The 17,264-nt window shown below is 69.3% G+C and carries 15 protein-coding genes; 5 read left to right on the top strand and 10 right to left on the bottom strand.

Annotation, left to right across the window (positions count from 1 at the left end; translation table 11 throughout):
- Positions 1 to 17 precede the first annotated feature (17 nt).
- The 5 genes from BMZ82_RS25240 (at position 18) to BMZ82_RS25260 (ending at position 6,994) form a co-directional block, all read left to right on the top strand.
- Positions 18 to 3,152 (top strand): type I polyketide synthase, encoded by a 3,135-nt coding sequence (locus tag BMZ82_RS25240; RefSeq protein ID WP_143098907.1) that lies wholly within the window; start codon positions 18 to 20, stop codon positions 3,150 to 3,152.
- On the top strand, positions 3,149 to 4,297 hold the full coding sequence (locus BMZ82_RS25245; protein ID WP_093779588.1) for a MupA/Atu3671 family FMN-dependent luciferase-like monooxygenase: 1,149 nt from the start codon (positions 3,149 to 3,151) through the stop codon (positions 4,295 to 4,297). Before BMZ82_RS25240 ends, BMZ82_RS25245 begins: the two co-directional genes overlap by 4 nt.
- Positions 4,294 to 5,232 (top strand): aminotransferase class IV, encoded by a 939-nt coding sequence (locus BMZ82_RS25250; protein WP_093779590.1) that lies wholly within the window; start codon positions 4,294 to 4,296, stop codon positions 5,230 to 5,232. The genes BMZ82_RS25245 and BMZ82_RS25250 overlap by 4 nt, the downstream gene beginning before the upstream one ends.
- A 122-nt stretch (positions 5,233 to 5,354) precedes the next feature.
- Positions 5,355 to 5,972, top strand: a complete 618-nt coding sequence (locus BMZ82_RS25255; RefSeq protein WP_177244655.1) for a beta/alpha barrel domain-containing protein — start codon at positions 5,355 to 5,357, stop codon at positions 5,970 to 5,972.
- Between the two features lie 161 nt (positions 5,973 to 6,133).
- On the top strand, positions 6,134 to 6,994 hold the full coding sequence (locus tag BMZ82_RS25260; RefSeq protein WP_256252093.1) for an alpha/beta fold hydrolase: 861 nt from the start codon (positions 6,134 to 6,136) through the stop codon (positions 6,992 to 6,994).
- 77 nt (positions 6,995 to 7,071) lie between these two features.
- On the opposite strand, the gene BMZ82_RS25265 is transcribed toward BMZ82_RS25260, so the two are convergent.
- The 10 genes from BMZ82_RS25265 to BMZ82_RS25305 form a co-directional block, all read right to left on the bottom strand.
- Positions 7,072 to 8,670 carry a condensation domain-containing protein gene (locus tag BMZ82_RS25265; protein WP_177244656.1) on the bottom strand — a complete coding sequence of 533 codons (1,599 nt, stop codon included), beginning with the start codon at positions 8,668 to 8,670 and terminating at the stop codon, positions 7,072 to 7,074.
- Positions 8,660 to 9,619: a phytanoyl-CoA dioxygenase family protein gene (locus tag BMZ82_RS25270; protein WP_093779598.1), complete on the bottom strand. Its 960-nt coding sequence runs from the start codon at positions 9,617 to 9,619 to the stop codon at positions 8,660 to 8,662. The genes BMZ82_RS25265 and BMZ82_RS25270 overlap by 11 nt, the downstream gene beginning before the upstream one ends.
- A 73-nt stretch (positions 9,620 to 9,692) precedes the next feature.
- Positions 9,693 to 9,827 (bottom strand): hypothetical protein, encoded by a 135-nt coding sequence (locus BMZ82_RS42000; protein WP_256252087.1) that lies wholly within the window; start codon positions 9,825 to 9,827, stop codon positions 9,693 to 9,695.
- 119 nt (positions 9,828 to 9,946) lie between these two features.
- Positions 9,947 to 10,783 (bottom strand): diaminopimelate epimerase, encoded by an 837-nt coding sequence (gene dapF, locus BMZ82_RS25275; protein ID WP_093779600.1) that lies wholly within the window; start codon positions 10,781 to 10,783, stop codon positions 9,947 to 9,949.
- Positions 10,780 to 12,024 (bottom strand): MFS transporter, encoded by a 1,245-nt coding sequence (locus BMZ82_RS25280; RefSeq protein WP_093779626.1) that lies wholly within the window; start codon positions 12,022 to 12,024, stop codon positions 10,780 to 10,782. The genes dapF and BMZ82_RS25280 overlap by 4 nt, the downstream gene beginning before the upstream one ends.
- A gap of 82 nt (positions 12,025 to 12,106) precedes the next feature.
- Positions 12,107 to 12,418, bottom strand: a complete 312-nt coding sequence (locus BMZ82_RS25285; protein ID WP_093779602.1) for a hypothetical protein — start codon at positions 12,416 to 12,418, stop codon at positions 12,107 to 12,109.
- A gap of 120 nt (positions 12,419 to 12,538) precedes the next feature.
- Complete coding sequence (locus BMZ82_RS25290) at positions 12,539 to 13,405, bottom strand: hypothetical protein (protein WP_093779604.1); 867 nt, start codon at positions 13,403 to 13,405, stop codon at positions 12,539 to 12,541.
- Complete coding sequence (locus tag BMZ82_RS25295; protein WP_093779606.1) at positions 13,402 to 14,118, bottom strand: ParA family protein; 717 nt, start codon at positions 14,116 to 14,118, stop codon at positions 13,402 to 13,404. Before BMZ82_RS25295 ends, BMZ82_RS25290 begins: the two co-directional genes overlap by 4 nt.
- Positions 14,119 to 14,285: 167 nt before the next feature.
- Positions 14,286 to 14,858, bottom strand: coding sequence for a helix-turn-helix domain-containing protein (locus tag BMZ82_RS25300; RefSeq protein ID WP_256252088.1), 573 nt, complete (start codon positions 14,856 to 14,858; stop codon positions 14,286 to 14,288).
- On the bottom strand, positions 14,855 to 16,354 hold the full coding sequence (locus tag BMZ82_RS25305; RefSeq protein ID WP_256252089.1) for a helix-turn-helix domain-containing protein: 1,500 nt from the start codon (positions 16,352 to 16,354) through the stop codon (positions 14,855 to 14,857). The genes BMZ82_RS25300 and BMZ82_RS25305 overlap by 4 nt, the downstream gene beginning before the upstream one ends.
- Between the last annotated feature and the right edge of the window lie 910 nt (positions 16,355 to 17,264).

Below are 17,264 nucleotides of genomic sequence, written 5' to 3' on the forward strand. Positions count from 1 at the left end.
GACAACGAGGAGCGAGAGTGCCGACAAAGCCGTTGCAGGAACACGAGAGTTCCATTGCCGTGATCGGCATGGCGGCGCGGTTCCCCGGCGCCCGGAACATCACCGAGTACTGGCGCAACCTGTGCGAGGGCGCGGAGTGCATCGAGCGGCACACCCGCGAGGAGGCGCTCTCCCGGGGCATGTCACCGGAACAGGTGGACAGCCCGGCCTACGTCAACGCGTCGGCTCCCCTGGACGATGTCGAGTGCTTCGACGCGGCCTTCTTCGGCTACTCGTCGAAGGAGTCCGCCGTCATGGATCCGCAGCACCGGATCTTCCTCGAATGCGCGTACCACGCACTGGAGGACGCAGGCTACGACAGCCGCCGGTACCAGGGACTCGTGGGCGTCTACGCGGGCTGCACGATGAACACCTATCTGACGCATCACCTGCGGGGACAGGGCGGCGACGTCTTCGCCGCCGTCGGCGACATGCAGACCATGCTCGGCAACGACAAGGACTTCCTCGCCACACGCGTTTCCTACAAGCTCGACCTGCGCGGGCCGAGCGTGGCGGTGCAGAGTTCGTGCAGCTCGTCGCTCGTCGCGACGCACCTGGCGGCCCGGGCCCTGCTGGACGACGAGTGCGACATGGCCCTCGCGGGCGGTGCGTCGGTACGCCTGCCGCATGGCGCAGGCTACCTCTCGACACCCGGGGGGACCTCGTCGCCGGACGGTCACTGCCGCGCCTTCGACGCGGACGCCGCGGGCCCGGTCGTGGGCAACGGCGTCGGTGCCGTCGTACTAAAGCGGCTGGATGACGCCCTGCGGGACGGCGACCGGATCCATGCCGTTATCCGCGGTTCCGCGATCAACAACGACGGACAGGCCAAGTCGAGCTACACCGCGCCGAGCGTGGCGGGGCAGGCGGCGGCGATCGGTCGTGCGCTGTCCCGAGCCGGCGTGGCCGCCGCGGACGTCGACGTCGTGGAGGCTCACGGCACCGCCACCCCCTTGGGCGACCCGATCGAAGTGGCCGCCCTGTCGCGCGCGTTCGCCGATACAACCGACGAGACCGGCTCCTGCTGGCTCGGTTCGGTGAAGCCCAACATCGGGCACCTGGACGCCGCGGCGGGCGTGGCGGGCCTGATCAAGGCGGTGCTCATGGTCAAGCACCGCAAGGTCCCACCCGTCGTCCACTTCCGTCGGCCCAACCCGAAGCTCGACATCGAGCACACCCCCTTCCGCGTTCCCAGCGAGCTCGTCCCGCTCACCGCCGAGCGGCCGGCGCGGGCCGCGGTCAACTCCGTCGCCATGGGGGGCACCAACGCGCACGTCATCGTCGAGGAAGCGCCCAGGACGCCGGAGCCGGAGTGCTCACGGCGCCGACGCCATCCGGTGCTCCTCTCCGCCCGTACCCGCGAGGCCCTCGACGAGCTGAGCAGGTCGGTGGGACAGCACGTGCGTGAGCAGCCGGGAGCCGACGTCGCGGATCTCGCGTACACCCTGGCGACCGGCCGTACCCAGTGGGAGTACCGGCGCGCACTGCTGGCCTCCTCGGCTTCGGACGCCGCCGAGGCCCTCTCGGCCCGTGGCAGCCGGAGGCTGCTCGACGGTTATGTGGAGGGCACACCGCAGCCCGCGTTCCTGCTGGCCGGACAGGGCTCCCAGAGCGTGGGCATGGGATGGCGGCTCGCCGACACGGATCCGCTGTTCAAGAAGCACTGGGACACCGTCCTCGACCTCTTCGCGCAGGACGGGGTCGATCTGGCGAGCGTCCTGGATCCGTCCCTCGGGGCGCTCGAGGAACAGCGCGCGCGACTGGCGGAGACCGATGTGACGCAGCCGGCGCTGTTCGCCGTGGAGTGGGCCCTCGGGCGCAGTCTGCTCGACTGCGGTGTTCGCCCGTACGGGCTGCTCGGCCACAGCATCGGCGAACTTGCCGCAGCGGCCATCGCGGGTGTCTTCACACTGGAGTCCGCGGTGCGGATCGTGGCCGAGCGCGGTCGTCTGATGGCGGCCACCGCACCGGCCGCGATGGCCTACGCGGAACTCACCGAGGAGGAGGCGCTCCGGGCCGTCGAGGGAACGGACCTGGTGCTCGCGGCCGTCAACGGCGAGCGTCTGGTCAGCGTCGCGGGCACCGCCGAGGACATCGACCGCTTCCTGCGGGACGTGCCCGGCGGCAGGCTCCAGGTCAACCGGGCCTTTCACTCCCCCCTGGTCGCCCCGGCGGCCGCGGACCTCGTCGACGTGGTGTCCCTGCACAAGCTGAGCCCTCCCGAGATCCGCGTCGTCTCCAACGTGACGGGCGACTACCTGACCGACGAGCAGGCGACGTCCGCCGAGTACTGGGGGGAGCACCTGCGCCGGCCGGTCCGGTTCGCGGACGGCATGAAGCGGCTGTTGAGCGACGGGGTGAACTGCTTCTTCGAGCTGAGTCCCGACCGGTCGCAGGGCACCCTGGCCCGTGCCACGGCGCCGAACACGCCGAGCATCCCGACGCTCCTCACACCCAAGGGCGAAGACGTCACCTGCCTCCTCGACACTCTCACCGCCTACTGGCTGCTGGGCGGCGAGGTCTCGTGGGCGGCGCTGTACGCCGACGATCGGCGCGAGCGCCTGAGTCTGCCGCTGTATCCCTTCGCCCGTACACCCCACTGGATCCAGCCCCAGCCTGTTCGGCGGGCGACGCCCGGCGTGGTCGGCGAACAGGTGGCCGTGCCCGGCCCGCGGCGTGACACGGAGGAAAAGGCAAAGACCCCGGCCACAGCCGGTCGCACAGCGATGCAGAACTACCTCACCGAGCTGTGGCTCAACCTGCTGGGCGGTACGGAGATCGGCCTGCACGACGACTTCTTCGACGTGGGCGGGCAGTCGCTGCTGGCCATGCAGATGGTGACGGTGCTTCAGCAGGACGGTGCCGAGGACCTGGCGATGACCACGGTGTTCGAGTACCCGACGATCGCCGGCCTGGCCGAGCACCTCGAAGGGCTGGGCATGCGGCTGCCGGCGCATCACGCCGCACCGGCCCCGGCGCTCGACGACGCGCCTGGCCCCGCACCGACCGTCTCACCACAGGACCCGGTCCTGGGGCTCGTCGCCGAGCTCGAGGCGATGTCGGACGACGAGGTCGAGGCCCGTCTGGCCCGGATGGAGGAGACGGACCGATGACCGACACGGACGTAGGTGACGCGATTCGCAACCTGTCGCCCGGCAGACGCCAGCTGTTGGAACGCCTGATGGGACTGCAAGTGCCCGCGGGCCGACGCCCCCTGGCCATCAGCCTCTTCTTCTTCTCCTCGGACCCGGACGACCGGCCCAGCGAGAAGTACGACCTCGTACTGGAGTGCGCCGAGGTCGCCGACCGAGCCGGTCTGCACGCGATCTGGGTCCCTGAACGTCACTTCGACGTGTTCGGCGCCCCTTACCCGAGCCCCTCCGTGCTGCTCGCCGCGGTGGCGGCACGCACACGCCGCATCCAGCTCAGGGCGGGCAGCGTCGTCCTGCCCCTGCGCGATCCCCTGTTGGTCGCGGAGGAGTGGGGGATGCTGGACGCCATCAGCGGCCAGCGCATGGGGATGTCGCTGGCTTCGGGCTGGCACGCCGACGACTTCGTGCTCGACCCCGAGGCGTACGAAGACCGCAAGGACGTGCTGCTGGAACGGCTCGCCACCGTGCGGGCCCTGTGGCGGGGCGAGCGTGTCACCCGGAAGGGTCCCGGTGGCCGCGACGTGGACATCAGCGCCTATCCGAGGCCCGATCGCCTCCCCGATGTGTGGCTGACCAGCTCGGTGAACTCGGCCACCTGGGAAACGGCCGGGGAGCTGGGTCTGCATGTCCTTACCGCGCTGCTGGAACAGACCGTCGACGAACTCGGCCACAAGGTCGAGCGCTACCGGCGGGCGTTGTCCCGGGCCGGACACGACACGCACGACAAACAGATCACCTGCATGCTGCACACCCACCTCGCCGAGGACGCCGACGCCGTCCGCGACCGGATTCGCCAACCGCTCATCCAGTACCTGTCCACTCACATGCGGTTGTTCGAGAAGTTCGCCCGGCACAACGACATCGGCGTACGGCCCGAGTCGGTGTCCGATGCGGACCGCGCCGTCCTGCTGGAGCACGGGCTGCGCCGCTACACGACGTCCGCCGGCCTGTTCGGCAACGCCGAGACGTGCCGGCCGATGATCGACCGGCTCACGGCCGCAGGCGTCACCGAGGTCGGTTGCCTGGTGGACTTCGGTCTGCCCGCGGACCAGGTCCTGGAGTGCGTCACCGAACTCGGACGGCTCCAGGCGACGGTCGCCGCATGATCACCTCGAAGCAGTCCGCGTACACCCACCACCCCGAAAGCCGGGAGCGCTCCGTCCCCTTCGGCGGCAACAGCATGCAGCACGGCACCGCGGTCTTCGAGGGGATCCGGTGCTACGCCGGACCGGAGGGCCCCCGCCTGTTCCGGCTCGACGACCACCTGGTGCGGCTGCTGGGTTCCGCCGAGCTGATCGGCATCTCGAACCTGCCGGACCTCAACTGGCTCCGGCAGCAGGTCCGCGCCGCCGCCGCGCGCGCCGGAGCGCCGGGCTGCTATGTGCGTCCCGTGCTCTACGCGCCGGACCCGGTCCTGGGCCTGGACCTGCGCATGCTGCGCTATCGGTTCGGGGCCGAGGTCTGGCCCGCGGGACTCGTCGCCCAGCAGGACGGCGCCGCTCTCACCGTGTCGCCGTGGCGGCGACCGCCAGCCGAGTGCTTCCCCGTCGGCGCGAAGGCGACCGGCGCCTACGTCATGTCGGCAGTCGCCCGGACCCATGCCGCCCGCGCTGGCTTCGACGACGCGATCCAGCTCGACACGCACACGGGGCGGGTCGTGGAGGCCACCGTCTCCAACGTCTTCCTCGTCAAGGACGGCCGGCTGCTGACGCCGTGGCTTCAGGACGGCCCCCTCGCCGGCATCACCCGCGACACGGTGCTGACGCTCGCCGGGGACCTCGGCATCAAAGCGGTCGAAGGCCCCGTGGAGGTCGCCGACCTCAGGGAGGCCGACGAGATGTTCTTGACGGGGACCGCCATGGAGCTGACTCCCGTGCGCTCCCTCGACGACCGCCCCTGTGATCCGGCCGGCCCGGTCTTCCGCGCCCTGCACCAGAGATTCCGTGACGTGGTGACCGGCCGGGCGCAGGCCCGGCCCGGTTGGCTGACAGCTCCGCAGGCCGGAGCGGGTTCCACATCCGATTGGTTGGAGGAGTTTTGATCGACCTGTTCCATTGCTTCGGTGCCAAGCCGCAACACCGTGTGTCGGCCGATGTCGCCGTCCGGATGCTCGAGGCGAGCAAGTGCCGCCATCTAGCCGTCAACACGCACACGATCGACTCGGTGACTCGCGGGGAGGACCTGCCGGTGGGATACGCCGACGCCACCCTGGGATCGGTCGCCGAGGGACTGGGGCCGTTCGCCGACATCACGCCCGTCCTCAACATCAACCATCCGGTCACGGCGCAGGAGGCCGTGACCAGGGCCCGGCGCGCGGTCGAACTGACCGGCGTCCGCATCATCAAGCTGGAGGTGCTGGACGGTTCCCTCACGACGTCCGCGAACGCGGCCGTCGTCGAGGCGGCTCGTGAGCTCGTCAAGGACGGCCTGGAGGTCTGGCCGTTGATCTCGGCCGACGCGGACGCGTACCGGGCGTGCGTGGAACTCGGCGTGACGATGGTCCGGGTGATGGGCTCTCCGATCGGGGCCAGGCGCGGCATCGACGACCGGGTCCGGCCCGCCGTCCGGGCCATCCTCGACAGCCACGACGTCCCTCTCATGCTGGACGGCGGCATCGGCTCGGTGGGGGACCTGCTGGAGGCTGCGGACCTCGGGTTCGACTCGGCGCTGGTGAACTCCTGCCTCTTCGCCGATGGCCCGGACCCCGTCGCGGCCCTCGCGGAGATGCGTGCGGCGGTGGACGCCCACGCGAGTTCCGCGAGCACCCTCCCGGTGCGATGACTGCCTTCTGACAGCGCCCAGCACGTGACCCGTCCTCCGGCAGCGGAGGACGGGGCCGGCGCATGGCCGCGCTCCGGAATGCGCCCCGCCCCTTGGGGAGGGGCGGCGCTCCACACAGTGACAGCACTGCTCAGTGACAGAAGGAGGACCAGGTGGCGACCATGACGCTCGCGGACGGCCGCGAGTACGCCTTCGAGGAGTGGGGCGACCCGACCGGAGAGGTGCTGTTCTGGCTGTACGGAGCGCCGGGCGGTCGGCTCGCGCGCCACTCGGACCCGGACCTGTGGTCCCGCCTGGGGCTGCGGGTGGTTACGTTCGACCGCCCGGGCTACGGGCTCTCCACGCCGCTGCCCGGCCGCTCCGTGTCCCACATGGCCGCTGATGTCGAGGCCGTGGCCGACCGACTCGGAGTGGACCGGTTCGTCGTGCAGGGTGTCTCCGCGGGCGGACCCCACGCACTGGCCGTGGCGGCCCTCCTGAGTGACCGGGTCCGAGCCTGCGGCCTGGTCTGCTCCGTGGCGCCTGTCACGGAGGCCGAGGAGGCCGCCATGGCCCAGATCAACCAGGAGTCCTTCCGCGTCATACGCGAGGAAGGACGTGACGGCATCGCTCGCAGGCTCGTCAACCTGCGGGAGGATATCCTCGCCGACCCCCTGGCGGGTCAGCGCGCGCACGCGGCCGACGCGCCGGAGGTGGATCGGGCATGGCTCTCGCGACCCGAGGTGCAGCGGATCGCGGCCGAGAACCTTGTCGACGCCCTCCGGGCCGGGGTGGACGGCTGGGTCGACGACGCGGTGTCCCTGACCCCCGGCCGGCCGTGGGGCTTCGACCCAGCGGCGATCACTTGCCCGACTCGCTTTTGGCACAGTGACGACGACACCAACGTGCCGCTCTCCGCCGTACAACGGCTCGTCAGCTCGATCCCCGGCGCGGATCTGAAGATCTGGCACGACGAGGGGCACACGGCCGCGAGCCGCAACGCGGAGCAGGTGCTCGCCGATCTGCTGGCCGTAGGGCGCTGAGGGCCACCGCGGGGTCCGTGAAACCGCCGCAGCCCATGTCCAAGGCCCTTGCGGGCGTGGACATGGGCTGCGGTCCGTCAGACGGAGAAGCGGGCGAAGGCGGCGAGCAGCTCTTCCTCGGCCTGCGCGAACGAGTCGTCGGGCCACATGTCGAGCAGCCGGTACGTCGTTCCCGCCAAACCCTGCTGCGTCAGACCGAGTTCGACCACCAGGGGAAAGCTCGTCGGATCCGAGTTCTCCCTGCCCTGCTGCACGGCTTCCGCCGTCATGACGCACCCCGGCAGGTCGATACGATCCTCCGCGACGGGTTGCAGGGTGAAGCCCAACTGCGGCATGTTCCCGATCGCCACGAGATCCCTGCCGCGGCTGCTGAGCAGGTCCAGCGCGTAGTCGAGCGGCAGTTCCTCGTGCCGGAGCGCTCGGGACATGGCCGTCCGTGCCCGAGCGAGGGCTTCGGCGGGCGGAGCCAGTGGGTCGACACCGACCTCCACGCACAGCATGTTGGAGAAACAGCCGACCATGTCCTCGCTGCCGGGCCAGTTCCGGTTCGCGGTCTGAACGGTGATCAACTGCCGCTCCGCCTTTGTCCGGCGGTACGCGAAGTCGGTCAACGCCGCGAGAAGGACGATGAAGATCGTGGAATCGCAGTCCGCGGCGAGCTGCCGCATCCCCCTGGCCGTACGGTCCGGGACGAGGAGGTCGTCGATGCGCGACGCGAAGTTGCCGTCGGCCTCCCGGGGGGCGATGGCCGGCGCGGGGTCACGCAGAATCTCGCACAGTCCCTCGAGATGGCTCTCCAGGCGATCGCCGCGCAGGACGTCGCGCTGCCACTCGGCGAAGTCGAGATAGTCGGCCCGCAACGGGGGACGAGGTGACGCCTCCCCGACACGGCAGCGGTAGGCGTGGGCGAGTTCGTCCAGCAGGATCGGCTGGGACATTCCGTCGAAGGCGATGTGATGGACGGTCACGATCAGAGCCCAGCCGTCGTCCGTCATACGCGCCACGGTGAACCGCGCGGGAGGCTCCGTGGACAGGTCGAAGCCGCGCAGGTACTCCATCTTGGCCAGGCGCGCGAGCGCCTTCTCGCCCCGCCCGCGCAGGTCCAGACGGGTGATCACCGGCGGTCGGTCCACCAGCCGCTGTCCCGCACGGCCGGCCTCCTCGCCGAACTGGACGCGCAGTGCCGTCTGCCGTTGTACGACATCTCCGATCGCGTCGGACAGGGCGGCGGCGTCGACATCGCCGGTCAACCGCATCAGCAGCACGCTGTTGAAGATACCGACGCCCCGCGTGACCTTCTCGATCGCGTAGAACCCCTCCTGCGCCAGGGACAGGGGGAGCGGCTTGCCGCGGCGACGGCGGGCGGTGCTGGCAACGGACCGGCGCCAGGTGTCGGCGCGCGAGCGCAACTCGATCAGCCGGTCCGCGAGCGCCAGCGGCGTACTGTGGCTGTACAGGTCCGCCACCTGGATGCCGACGCCGAACTCTTCGTGCAGACGGGTGAGGACGCGCAGACCGGCCATGGAGTCTCCGCCCAGACGGAAGAAGGGGTCGTCGAGACCGCATTCCGTCTGTTCGAGCACCTCGTCGAAGACAGCCGCTATGGTCCGTGCGATCCGCTGCCGTTCACTGGAGCCGTGGGAGGGGGCGGGCGGGGCGGCTGTCTCACCGATCACCTGATGTGCCCTCGCTCTGGAGTATGAGCACCCGAGCCGCCAAAGCCTTTGGCGTGCGGTAGTGCTGGGCGAAGTCATCGAGCGAGATGCTCACCCCGTGGTCGTTGCGCACGCGCGCCAGGATGCGCTCCACGACGGTGTCCCCCTCGTGTCCGGAGAGCGCGTAGAAGTCGTCGTCGTGTCCCACGCTCGCGAAGGAGCCCTCTTCACGGAAGATCCGGGCCATCAGACTGGCGATGTTCTCCTGCTCCGTCTTGACGACCGTGTTCCTGCCGCGGATGCCTAGCGTCATCGCGGGGCGGTCGCGGTCACCACGGTTGGGCCCGCTCCAGTGGATCGTGTAGCCGGTGAACAGGGCGGCCGAACCAGCTGGGCACGTCACCTCCACGCGCATGTTCTCGATGCGCTGCAGGACCGCCGGATCGACCATCGGCGCGACCCCGGGGGGTTCGATGTGCGGGGCAAGTCCGAGCTTGTGCGTCCCGTGGTAGAAGTGGATGCTGCCGTTCTCAGGGGTCACGTCCTCCAGGGGCACCCAGAGATGCAGGAACTGCGGGGGATCCACCGGCACGGTGTACAGCTCCTGGTGAGCCTCGATGGCACTGCCGCCGGCCGGCTTGGGAAAGCCGTCCAGGTAGTACAGGACCGGCTCCCAGTCCACGGCGCGGCGGATCAGATCCATGAAGGTCGGCTGTTGGATCATCTTGTTGAGCCGCGGCTCGTGACGCTCGACATCGCGGTACATGACCAGTCGTCCGCTGGTGTCGGAGTCGTAGCTGGAGCGGCGCGCCTTCGGCAGGATCGAGTTCTCGTAGTTCGCCAGCACTTCGCGGAACTCGGCGACTTGCGCCGCATCGAGGAGCCCGCTGATGTACGCGACGCCGTCGCGGCGAAGCGCGTCACCGATCCCTGGGTCGTCCGGCTGGAGGAATTCCGCTTTCAGGTGCACGTTCCTACCTCCCCATGGGGCATGGGATGAGCGCTGTCGATGTCCGTCTGATACTGCGAGACGATGAGCGGGGTCAGTTCCCGCTCTCGGCGGTCATGTTCCCCTCCTCTTTCTCCTCCGCCTCGAGTTCCGCCAGCGCGGCCATGAATTCGCCACGCAGATCGTCGAGGTCCTCTTCACTGACGAACCGTGAGAAAGAGCTCGGCATGGTACTCACCCGCTTTCTTGTCGCTCGGCCTCCGATGGGATGCCTGCCGCCGTAGCCGCATGAAGCCCAACGTAGGGAACGACGGTTCGGCCTCGGTTACGCGAGCCTGGTGCGTGCGCCTACGAGGAACCGGCCTCCGCGGCCGCGGTCTTCATCCGGGCTCGGAAGCCTTCTGCGAACGTGCCCCGGACGACCTCTCGTACGGTTCCCCGGAGCGCGACCACGTTGCCGGGCCGGACGGAGACCCGCACCTCTCCGCCCGGCATGAGCACGGTGACGTCCTCCTCCACCAGACCGAGGGCTCGGGCGGCTGTCGCGGCGGCACACGCTCCGGCGCCGGAGGCCAGGGTGTAGCCCGCCCCCCGTTCCCACACCTCGACACGGATCGCCGAACGATCGACGGGGGAGACGAACTCGACGTTCGTCTTCTGCGGAAACAACGGGTGCGTACCCATGGCGCGGCCCTGTCGCTCCACCTCCTCGCGTCCCGCCACGGGCGCCAGGACGACGCAGTGCGGCGTCCCCACGGAGACACAGGTGATCTCGACGTTCCTTCCGTCCACAGCCAAGGTGTCCCGGGTCGTTGTCGCCCTTCCCAGCGTCACTTCGACCAGCGCCTCGTCGAGGTCCACGATGCGCACGTCGACCGGGCCGGAGGCCGCCCGCAGGGTGAATCGGTCACGCTGTACGTGGCCCTGTCGCCGTACGTGGTGCGCAAAGATGCTGAGACCGTTGCCACTTCCGGGGCATTCACTGCCGTCCGGATTGAAAACGCGCAGTGCGACATCGCCACCCTGCTCGTAAGGACCGAAAATCACACCGTCGGCCCCGACACCGAAATTCCTGTCACTCACCAAGCGGGCCACTGACCCGTCGGCCGGCAGATCGGCGACCGTGACATCCACGACCACGTAACTGTTGCCGAGAACTTCGTACTTGACGAATTCCGCGGTCATCCGGAAACCTGGCTCTCTCGGGCAGGACGCCCCGACGGAACCGGGCGCGTTCGCTCCGCCCAACGGGACGTCACGGGGACCGCGGCACCCGCCGCGAGGAAAAGGACCCCGAACAGCGCCCAGCCTGGCCAGCCCCACTGGACCAGGGCGACCGTTGCCACGGCGGGCGTGACGACATTGGCCAGCTGACCGCCCATGGAGTAGAGCCCCTGGTACTGGCCCTGAGCATGATCCGGCGCGAGTTCGAACGACAGGCCCCACTGGCCGGCCGCCTGCAGCAGTTCGCCACCGACGTGCACCAGCGCGCCGCACGCAAGGAACATCACCGCCCACCAGACGCCTTGCCCGTCCGCCAAGGCGTACAGCACACACGCCACAGCGAGGAGAACGCCGGAACGCCGCTGGGCGCGCGCCGCCCCCACGACGGTCTCGGTGCCCCGGCTCACCCGAACCTGCAGCAGGATCACCGTGATCGTGTTGATCAGACTGAGGACCGCGTAGACGGAGGGAGGCGCGCTCGTCTGCTGGGCGATGAACAGCGGCAACGCCACGGTGAAGATGGAGTAGTTGAGACAGAGCACCGCGTTGAGCAGAGTCAGGGCCAGGTAGGGTCGGTCACCCACGACAACCCAAGTCGACCCCTTCTCCGGGCGGGGCTGTGGGGGGATGTCCGGCAGCGAGCGCAGAGGCAACGCCGAGAACAGGTAAAGGGCGGCCGCCACGAATATCAGCGTGAGGTACGCCTCCCGGGTGTCGATCGCGAGCGCGAACCCCGCGAACATCGCCCCGATGGAGGCACCCACGTTGATCACCGCGCGCAGGTAGGCGCGGGTCCGTACACGGTGCTCCGGCGGCACCACTGCGGCGATGAGGGCGCCCTTGGTTGCTTGCCCGGCGGACTCGAAGACTGTGACGAGCGTGGCGACGACGACGAACTCCACAAAGCTCCGGGCGATCGCGTATCCGCAGAGCAGTCCGCCCTCGATGAACTTGCACAGGATCGTGATACGTCTCGGCCCCAGGACATCGGCAACGTGACCGGCGGGAACCCCGGCCAGCAACCCGACCAACGCGGCGATGGTCAGGCCCAGGCCGACCTGGGCTTCTGAGAGCCCCGCCGAGCGGACGAAGTAGATGGCACTCATGGTGACGAACAGCCCCATGCCGATGGTGTTCGCCAGAGTGCTCCAGGCAAGCGTCCGAACAGGACCGGGTTCAGGAAGCAGGTTTCTCACACGCATTTCAGCAACCTTGACAGTGGTCGGGATGTCGAAAAAAGACCGGATCAAGCCATGTCCGCGCCGACGGCCGCTCGCCCGTCGATCACGGTGCTCCTGCCGCGGGCCGGGTCAGTTCGGGCGGGTAGCCCTTTGCGCGGAGCCAGGTGTCGAGGGCGAGAGCGACGATGTCTCCATGCGGTACGCCAGTGTCGGCGTTGTAGCGGCGGATCCGGCGCTGGAGCTGGAGGACTTCGGGGACGGCGTGGTTGAGCTGTCCGCGTTTGGTGTGCCGGTTTCTGATGACGTCCAGAGTGTCCGGATGCGGCGTAAGAACGTCATCGGTCGACTGGGGCTCGGCGTCGAGGGCATCGGCGATTTCACGTAGTCGGCGGGCGTAAGGGGACTGATCAGGCACGCGAGCTGCTCCCGTCGGTCTGGCTATGCGGATAGCTATCCGCCTATTGGGTTATTGGAATAGTCGGCATGGGGCGGTCTCCCTTGCATGGAGGTGGCCGCCCCATGCCTCGCGGTCGTGTCAGAAGCCGCGGGTGGTGAGCCACTCGTCCAGGGCGACGGAGACGATGTCGCCAATGGGCAGGTGATCGAGTTCGTTGTCCAGCGCGAAGCGCTTGATCCGCTTCTTCAGCTTCAGCGCGGCAGGAACCGACGAGTCCAGGCTCTCCCGCGCGATGATCCGCTGGTTGAGAACGACCGCGACCTCGGGAATGTCCTTGGGACGGCCGGGACCGTGAGCGTACGGCGTCCCCTCGCTGGGGGCCTCCTGCGATCGAGTGTCCTGTTCCTGGTGCGTCCCCGGTCCCTCGGTTCTCACCGGGAACGCGGTACCGCCTGCGACCGGAGGGACGGCAGGGCGAACTGCCACCTCGGCGGCCGGAGCCGCGCCAGCAGCCGCGGACGTGACGGGAGACGGATCATGCTGCGCAACGGGTTCGGCCGGTTGCGTGGCCTGGACCGCAGGTGCTCCAGGTACGGCAGCCGGGACCACAGGCGTCACCTGCTGCACCACCGGCTCCCCACCGGGCCCCGCCACGGGGGCGACGACCTCCGCGCCAACCCGCGCACTGGTGGCTGGCTCCGGCACGAAGCCGCTCGGCGCCTGGGCAGTCGGCTGCGCGAAGATCTGTGTGATTTCGGGCACCGCCTCGGTTCGAACCTGCGCCGACGCGTCGGTGGGAACGACGGGAGGTGTGGGCTGAGCCTGCGGCTCGCTGGCAGAGGGATGGCCTTCGTCCTGGGTGGCGGCCTGTTCGGCGGCGTACTGCTCGGGGGTGAGCTCGGCGGCCGGGGGAGGGGGCGGAGGGGTCGTCTTCCTGGCTCCGCCCAGGGCGCGACCGCCCGTGCGGCGGGCCGGCGGCTTCGGCCTCTCGTTCTTCTCGCTCATGCCTCGGTCAGCTCCTTCATCAGGTTGGCGTACTCGCTCAGTTCGGTGGGGATCTCGCCGAAGGCCTCCATGTAGTGGACCCAGGAGTGGATGGTGGTGTCGGCGAGCGGGAACGGCTCGTCACGGTCCGGGCCGATGCCCTCGCCCTCGGCGGGCTCCAGCAGCTGCTGCTTCGCCCGGCCCGGCAGGCTGGTGCGGTCGTCGGCCTTGACCATGACGACGTGGGCGGTGACGCCGTGTTCGTTGCGGGCGGCGGCGCGCTCGGCCTCGTCGAAGGTGGCCACGAGCTTGCGACGCTCGATCTTGGTGGGGGCGACCGGGACGAGCAGCAGGTTCGCCTCGGTGACAGCCTCGTGGAAGATGCGGGCGCTGCCGCCGCCGGCGTCGACCACGATCGCGCCGAACTCGGCGCGCTTGGTACGGATGTACTCGGCGATGTCGTCGAACGGGTACCGCTCGACAACCAGGTTGGCCGGGATCTCGAAGCCGGCGGCCTGGGCGACCTTGAACCAGTCGTAGGCGGACTGGCTGGTGGCGTCGGCGTCCAGCAGCAGCGTGGGCAGGCCGAGGACGATGGCGTAGTAGAGGGCGATGAACCAGGCGGAGGTGGTCTTGCCGGTGCCGCCCTTGAGCATGCCGACGACGATGACGAAGGCGTCCCAGACGTGTTCTGTGGCTGCGGCCAGGGTCTTGTGACGGGTGTTCTCGTTCACGTGTGCTTGATCTCCTGAAATGGGGAAGGGGTGTTGTTTGATGCGCGCGTTGGCGAGCGGGCCGACGAGGGGGGGTGCCCGTGCTGCCTTGTGGTGGCCGGAATGGCGCACGGCCGCGTTCTTGATCTGCCAGGCAGGTCGGGGAACCCCAACGAGGACGTGGGGGCTCATGGTCGCTTCCTTGTGATGTGGGCGGGGCCGTGGTGGTGCTGGGGCCGCATGCGGGTGCCGACTTGGTGCAGGAGCCGGTAGACGGTGGCGACGGAGTAGCTGTGCTCCCTGGCGAGTTCCGGCACCGTGGCACCGGCCTCGTACCGCGCCCGCAGGGACACCGCGAGCTTCTGCCGCTCGACGGCCCGCGTTGCGGCGCGCATCCGCAGCGTCTGCTGGGTGGTGCGAACGGTGCCGCCGGCCTCGATCAGCAGGCGCCGGGCACCGCGCCTCGTCTCTCCCGCCGCTGTGGCGAGTTCGGTGAGCGTTGCGCCGTGCTGCTCATACAGGGTGCGCAGATGAGCGGCGAGGCGCTGGCGGGCCTGTGGGTTCTGCCGCATCCGGCGGGTCTGCCAGGACGTGCGCATGACGGTCCCGGCGTCGTGCAGCCGGTTGAGAACGGTGCCATACGACAGGCCGCTGGCGGTGACCAGTTCTTCGACCGTGGCACCGGCCTCGTACTGCTGGCGCAGGGCCTGGGGCGTCACCGCCTCGCTCGCGCCAGGCGTGGCCGGGGGATTTGGGTTCATGCGACGGACTCCCATTCGCTGAGGGCTTCGGCATGGGCAGCGGCCAGCTCGTCGTAACTGCGTTGGTCAGATGGAGTGATGAGGATCAGGCGGCCGTCGGTGGCGACCCGCCAGTCGGCGGCCGGACGACCGGTGACCGGGTCGAGGACGCGCCCGTCCGGGGCGTGCCACGTGGGCGGGATCTCGTCGGGGCGTGGCACGGGTACCAGGACCTGGCGGCCGTCGCGGACGATCACCACGGCCTTGCTGCGGTGCTCCGAAAGCCGGTCCAGTGCCTGCTGGTAGGCCGCCCGTTCCGCCTTGTGTAGGTCCTTGCGCCGGGCCGCGATGCCCCAGGTGCCGTGTTGCTCGGCGATGTTGGCCCAGCCCTGTGCCGGCGTACGGCCGTTGCCAGCGTCCGGAAGGTGGATACCGAAGCCCTCCAACGCACGTGGCGCGAGGGTCCAGGTCTCCCCGGTGTGGTGAACGAGGCCGTGGTCGGCGAGGCGATTCAGGATCCGGTAGGTGGTGGCGCGGGAGACCGAGGACGTACCGACGAGCTCGGCAACGGTCTGGACGGGGTGCTGGTGCAGGGCGCTAATGATCAGGAGAGCGGCGCTGCCTAGGGCGTGGTGGGCGAAGGCGTCGTGGCCCATCAGATGGCCGAGGACGGTGGAGTCGATGTCGGCCGTCGTGGCCGTCTCAGGGGTGGTCCACTCCCCAAGTGCCGGGTCGGGGGGGAACTGAGTGGACCGGAAACGAGACAGCAGAGCGGCGCCACCGTGACCGGGGATGTTGCCGTCTCCCAGGTACCAGGTGGAGCCCTCCCGGCCATGGCCCACCCGCAGACGCCGCAACCAGCCCCGAGGCCGGAGGACCGTCTCGTAGACGACCCGCAGGGTCGTGCGGGAGACACCGGCTTCCTCCGCCGTCTGCCGCTCACTGGCGTGGTGCAAGGGTCCACCCGCGATCTCGGCGAAGTTCAGGTGCGCCCGCAGCACCCGCAGCGCGGTCCGTCCTCGTTCTCCCCGCCAGGGCGTGGTCTCGATCCGGTCGCGGAGGGCGGCGAGGACCTCGTACGCCTCGTGCCGGGAGCCCAGCGCCGTGGTGCTGCTGATCGCGTCCGAGGCGCTGGCCAACACCCGGCGGATGTAGTCCAGGGCGCGCGACTGCCCGGAACGCAGCGCGATGTTGCGGGTGTGCCGTCCGCCTTCGTGCTCGGGGTGCAGCAGGAGCTGCGTGAGCTGGTCGATGCTGCCGCCGGCGCGGGCCACGTGGCAGGCGATGGCCGCGGTGATCCGGTGCCCGTGCTCGGCCGCGCCCTGGCGGTCCGCGCGCAGGACCACACTCCGGCCGTCCGAGCCGAGCCTGCTGTAACTGCCCGTCGCGTAGCGGCCCGTGAGGTCGCCGAGCAGGATCAGATCGGCTGCGGCCGACGGCAGTTGGAAAAGGCCCTGGGGGCCGTGGAGGCGATTGAAGTGTCGTTGGGGGAGTGGCTGGTGGGTGCTGTCTGTCACGGTGGGGTCGTCTCGCAAGGACGTGGACGCCGCCCAGGCCCGCTGAAACCACGGGCGGCATCCGGAACCGACCTCCCATCGGTGCCAGGCGAAGCCTCCAGGATTGCCGTCCTGGAGGCCTCGTGTGCCTGGCTCCGTACTGGAGGCAGGCGTCCCCATCGCAGCTCGACCACGGTCGATCGGAGGGCCTCTGGCTGCCTGTGAGCGGCCCGAGCCGAATTCCGGCTCGAATGCCCTGGCAGGTCACAGCCGATCGGGGTTCAATCAGAGGTAGGGCCTCTGAGTTCACACCCGAGCGACTGAGGCCCGACCGGTTCGGAAGGGGCCGGCACAGAGCGCGATTGCCTCTGGCCGACTTTCCGCCCGAATCGGTCGGCTGGCAGAGTGACTGCGTCTGATTGCCTCTGATCGGACCCGGCTGCTCAGAGAGCCAGGATCAGAGGGGTTGCCTCTGACTGGCTCTGAGCGCCCCGGGTCGAATCGGGGTCGAATCAGAGCGGTTTCCTCTGACTGCCTCCGATCGCCTCTGCAACCCGTCCTTGCAGGTCACAGCCGGTCCGATCCCGGAAACCCGCAGGTCAGAAAGGTGCTCCAGGAATACCCGGCGTACAGCCCGACTCGTCTGCCGCTCTTTGTTTCCGCAGGTCAGAGGCCATGTTTTCTCGCTGAACAAACTGGCCGGGTCGAATTCGGGTCGAATTCGGGCCGTAAGGCTGGGTGACAGTGCGGCGATATACGGCTCGTATCGTCCATCCTGTACCGCAGATAAGGGGCGTGGTGGGCATATAGGGCACCTGTCGGGTGCAGGGTGCGGCCCCTAAGAGCTGTCCCGTAACTGCTGGTCACGGATGAGATGATCTTGCCGTGTCTGGTGTGATCACGGCGTCGGAGCCGTCCTGGATAGCCCCGT

The organism is Streptomyces sp. yr375 (genome assembly GCF_900110755.1).
Classification (GTDB): Bacteria; Actinomycetota; Actinomycetes; order Streptomycetales; family Streptomycetaceae; genus Streptomyces.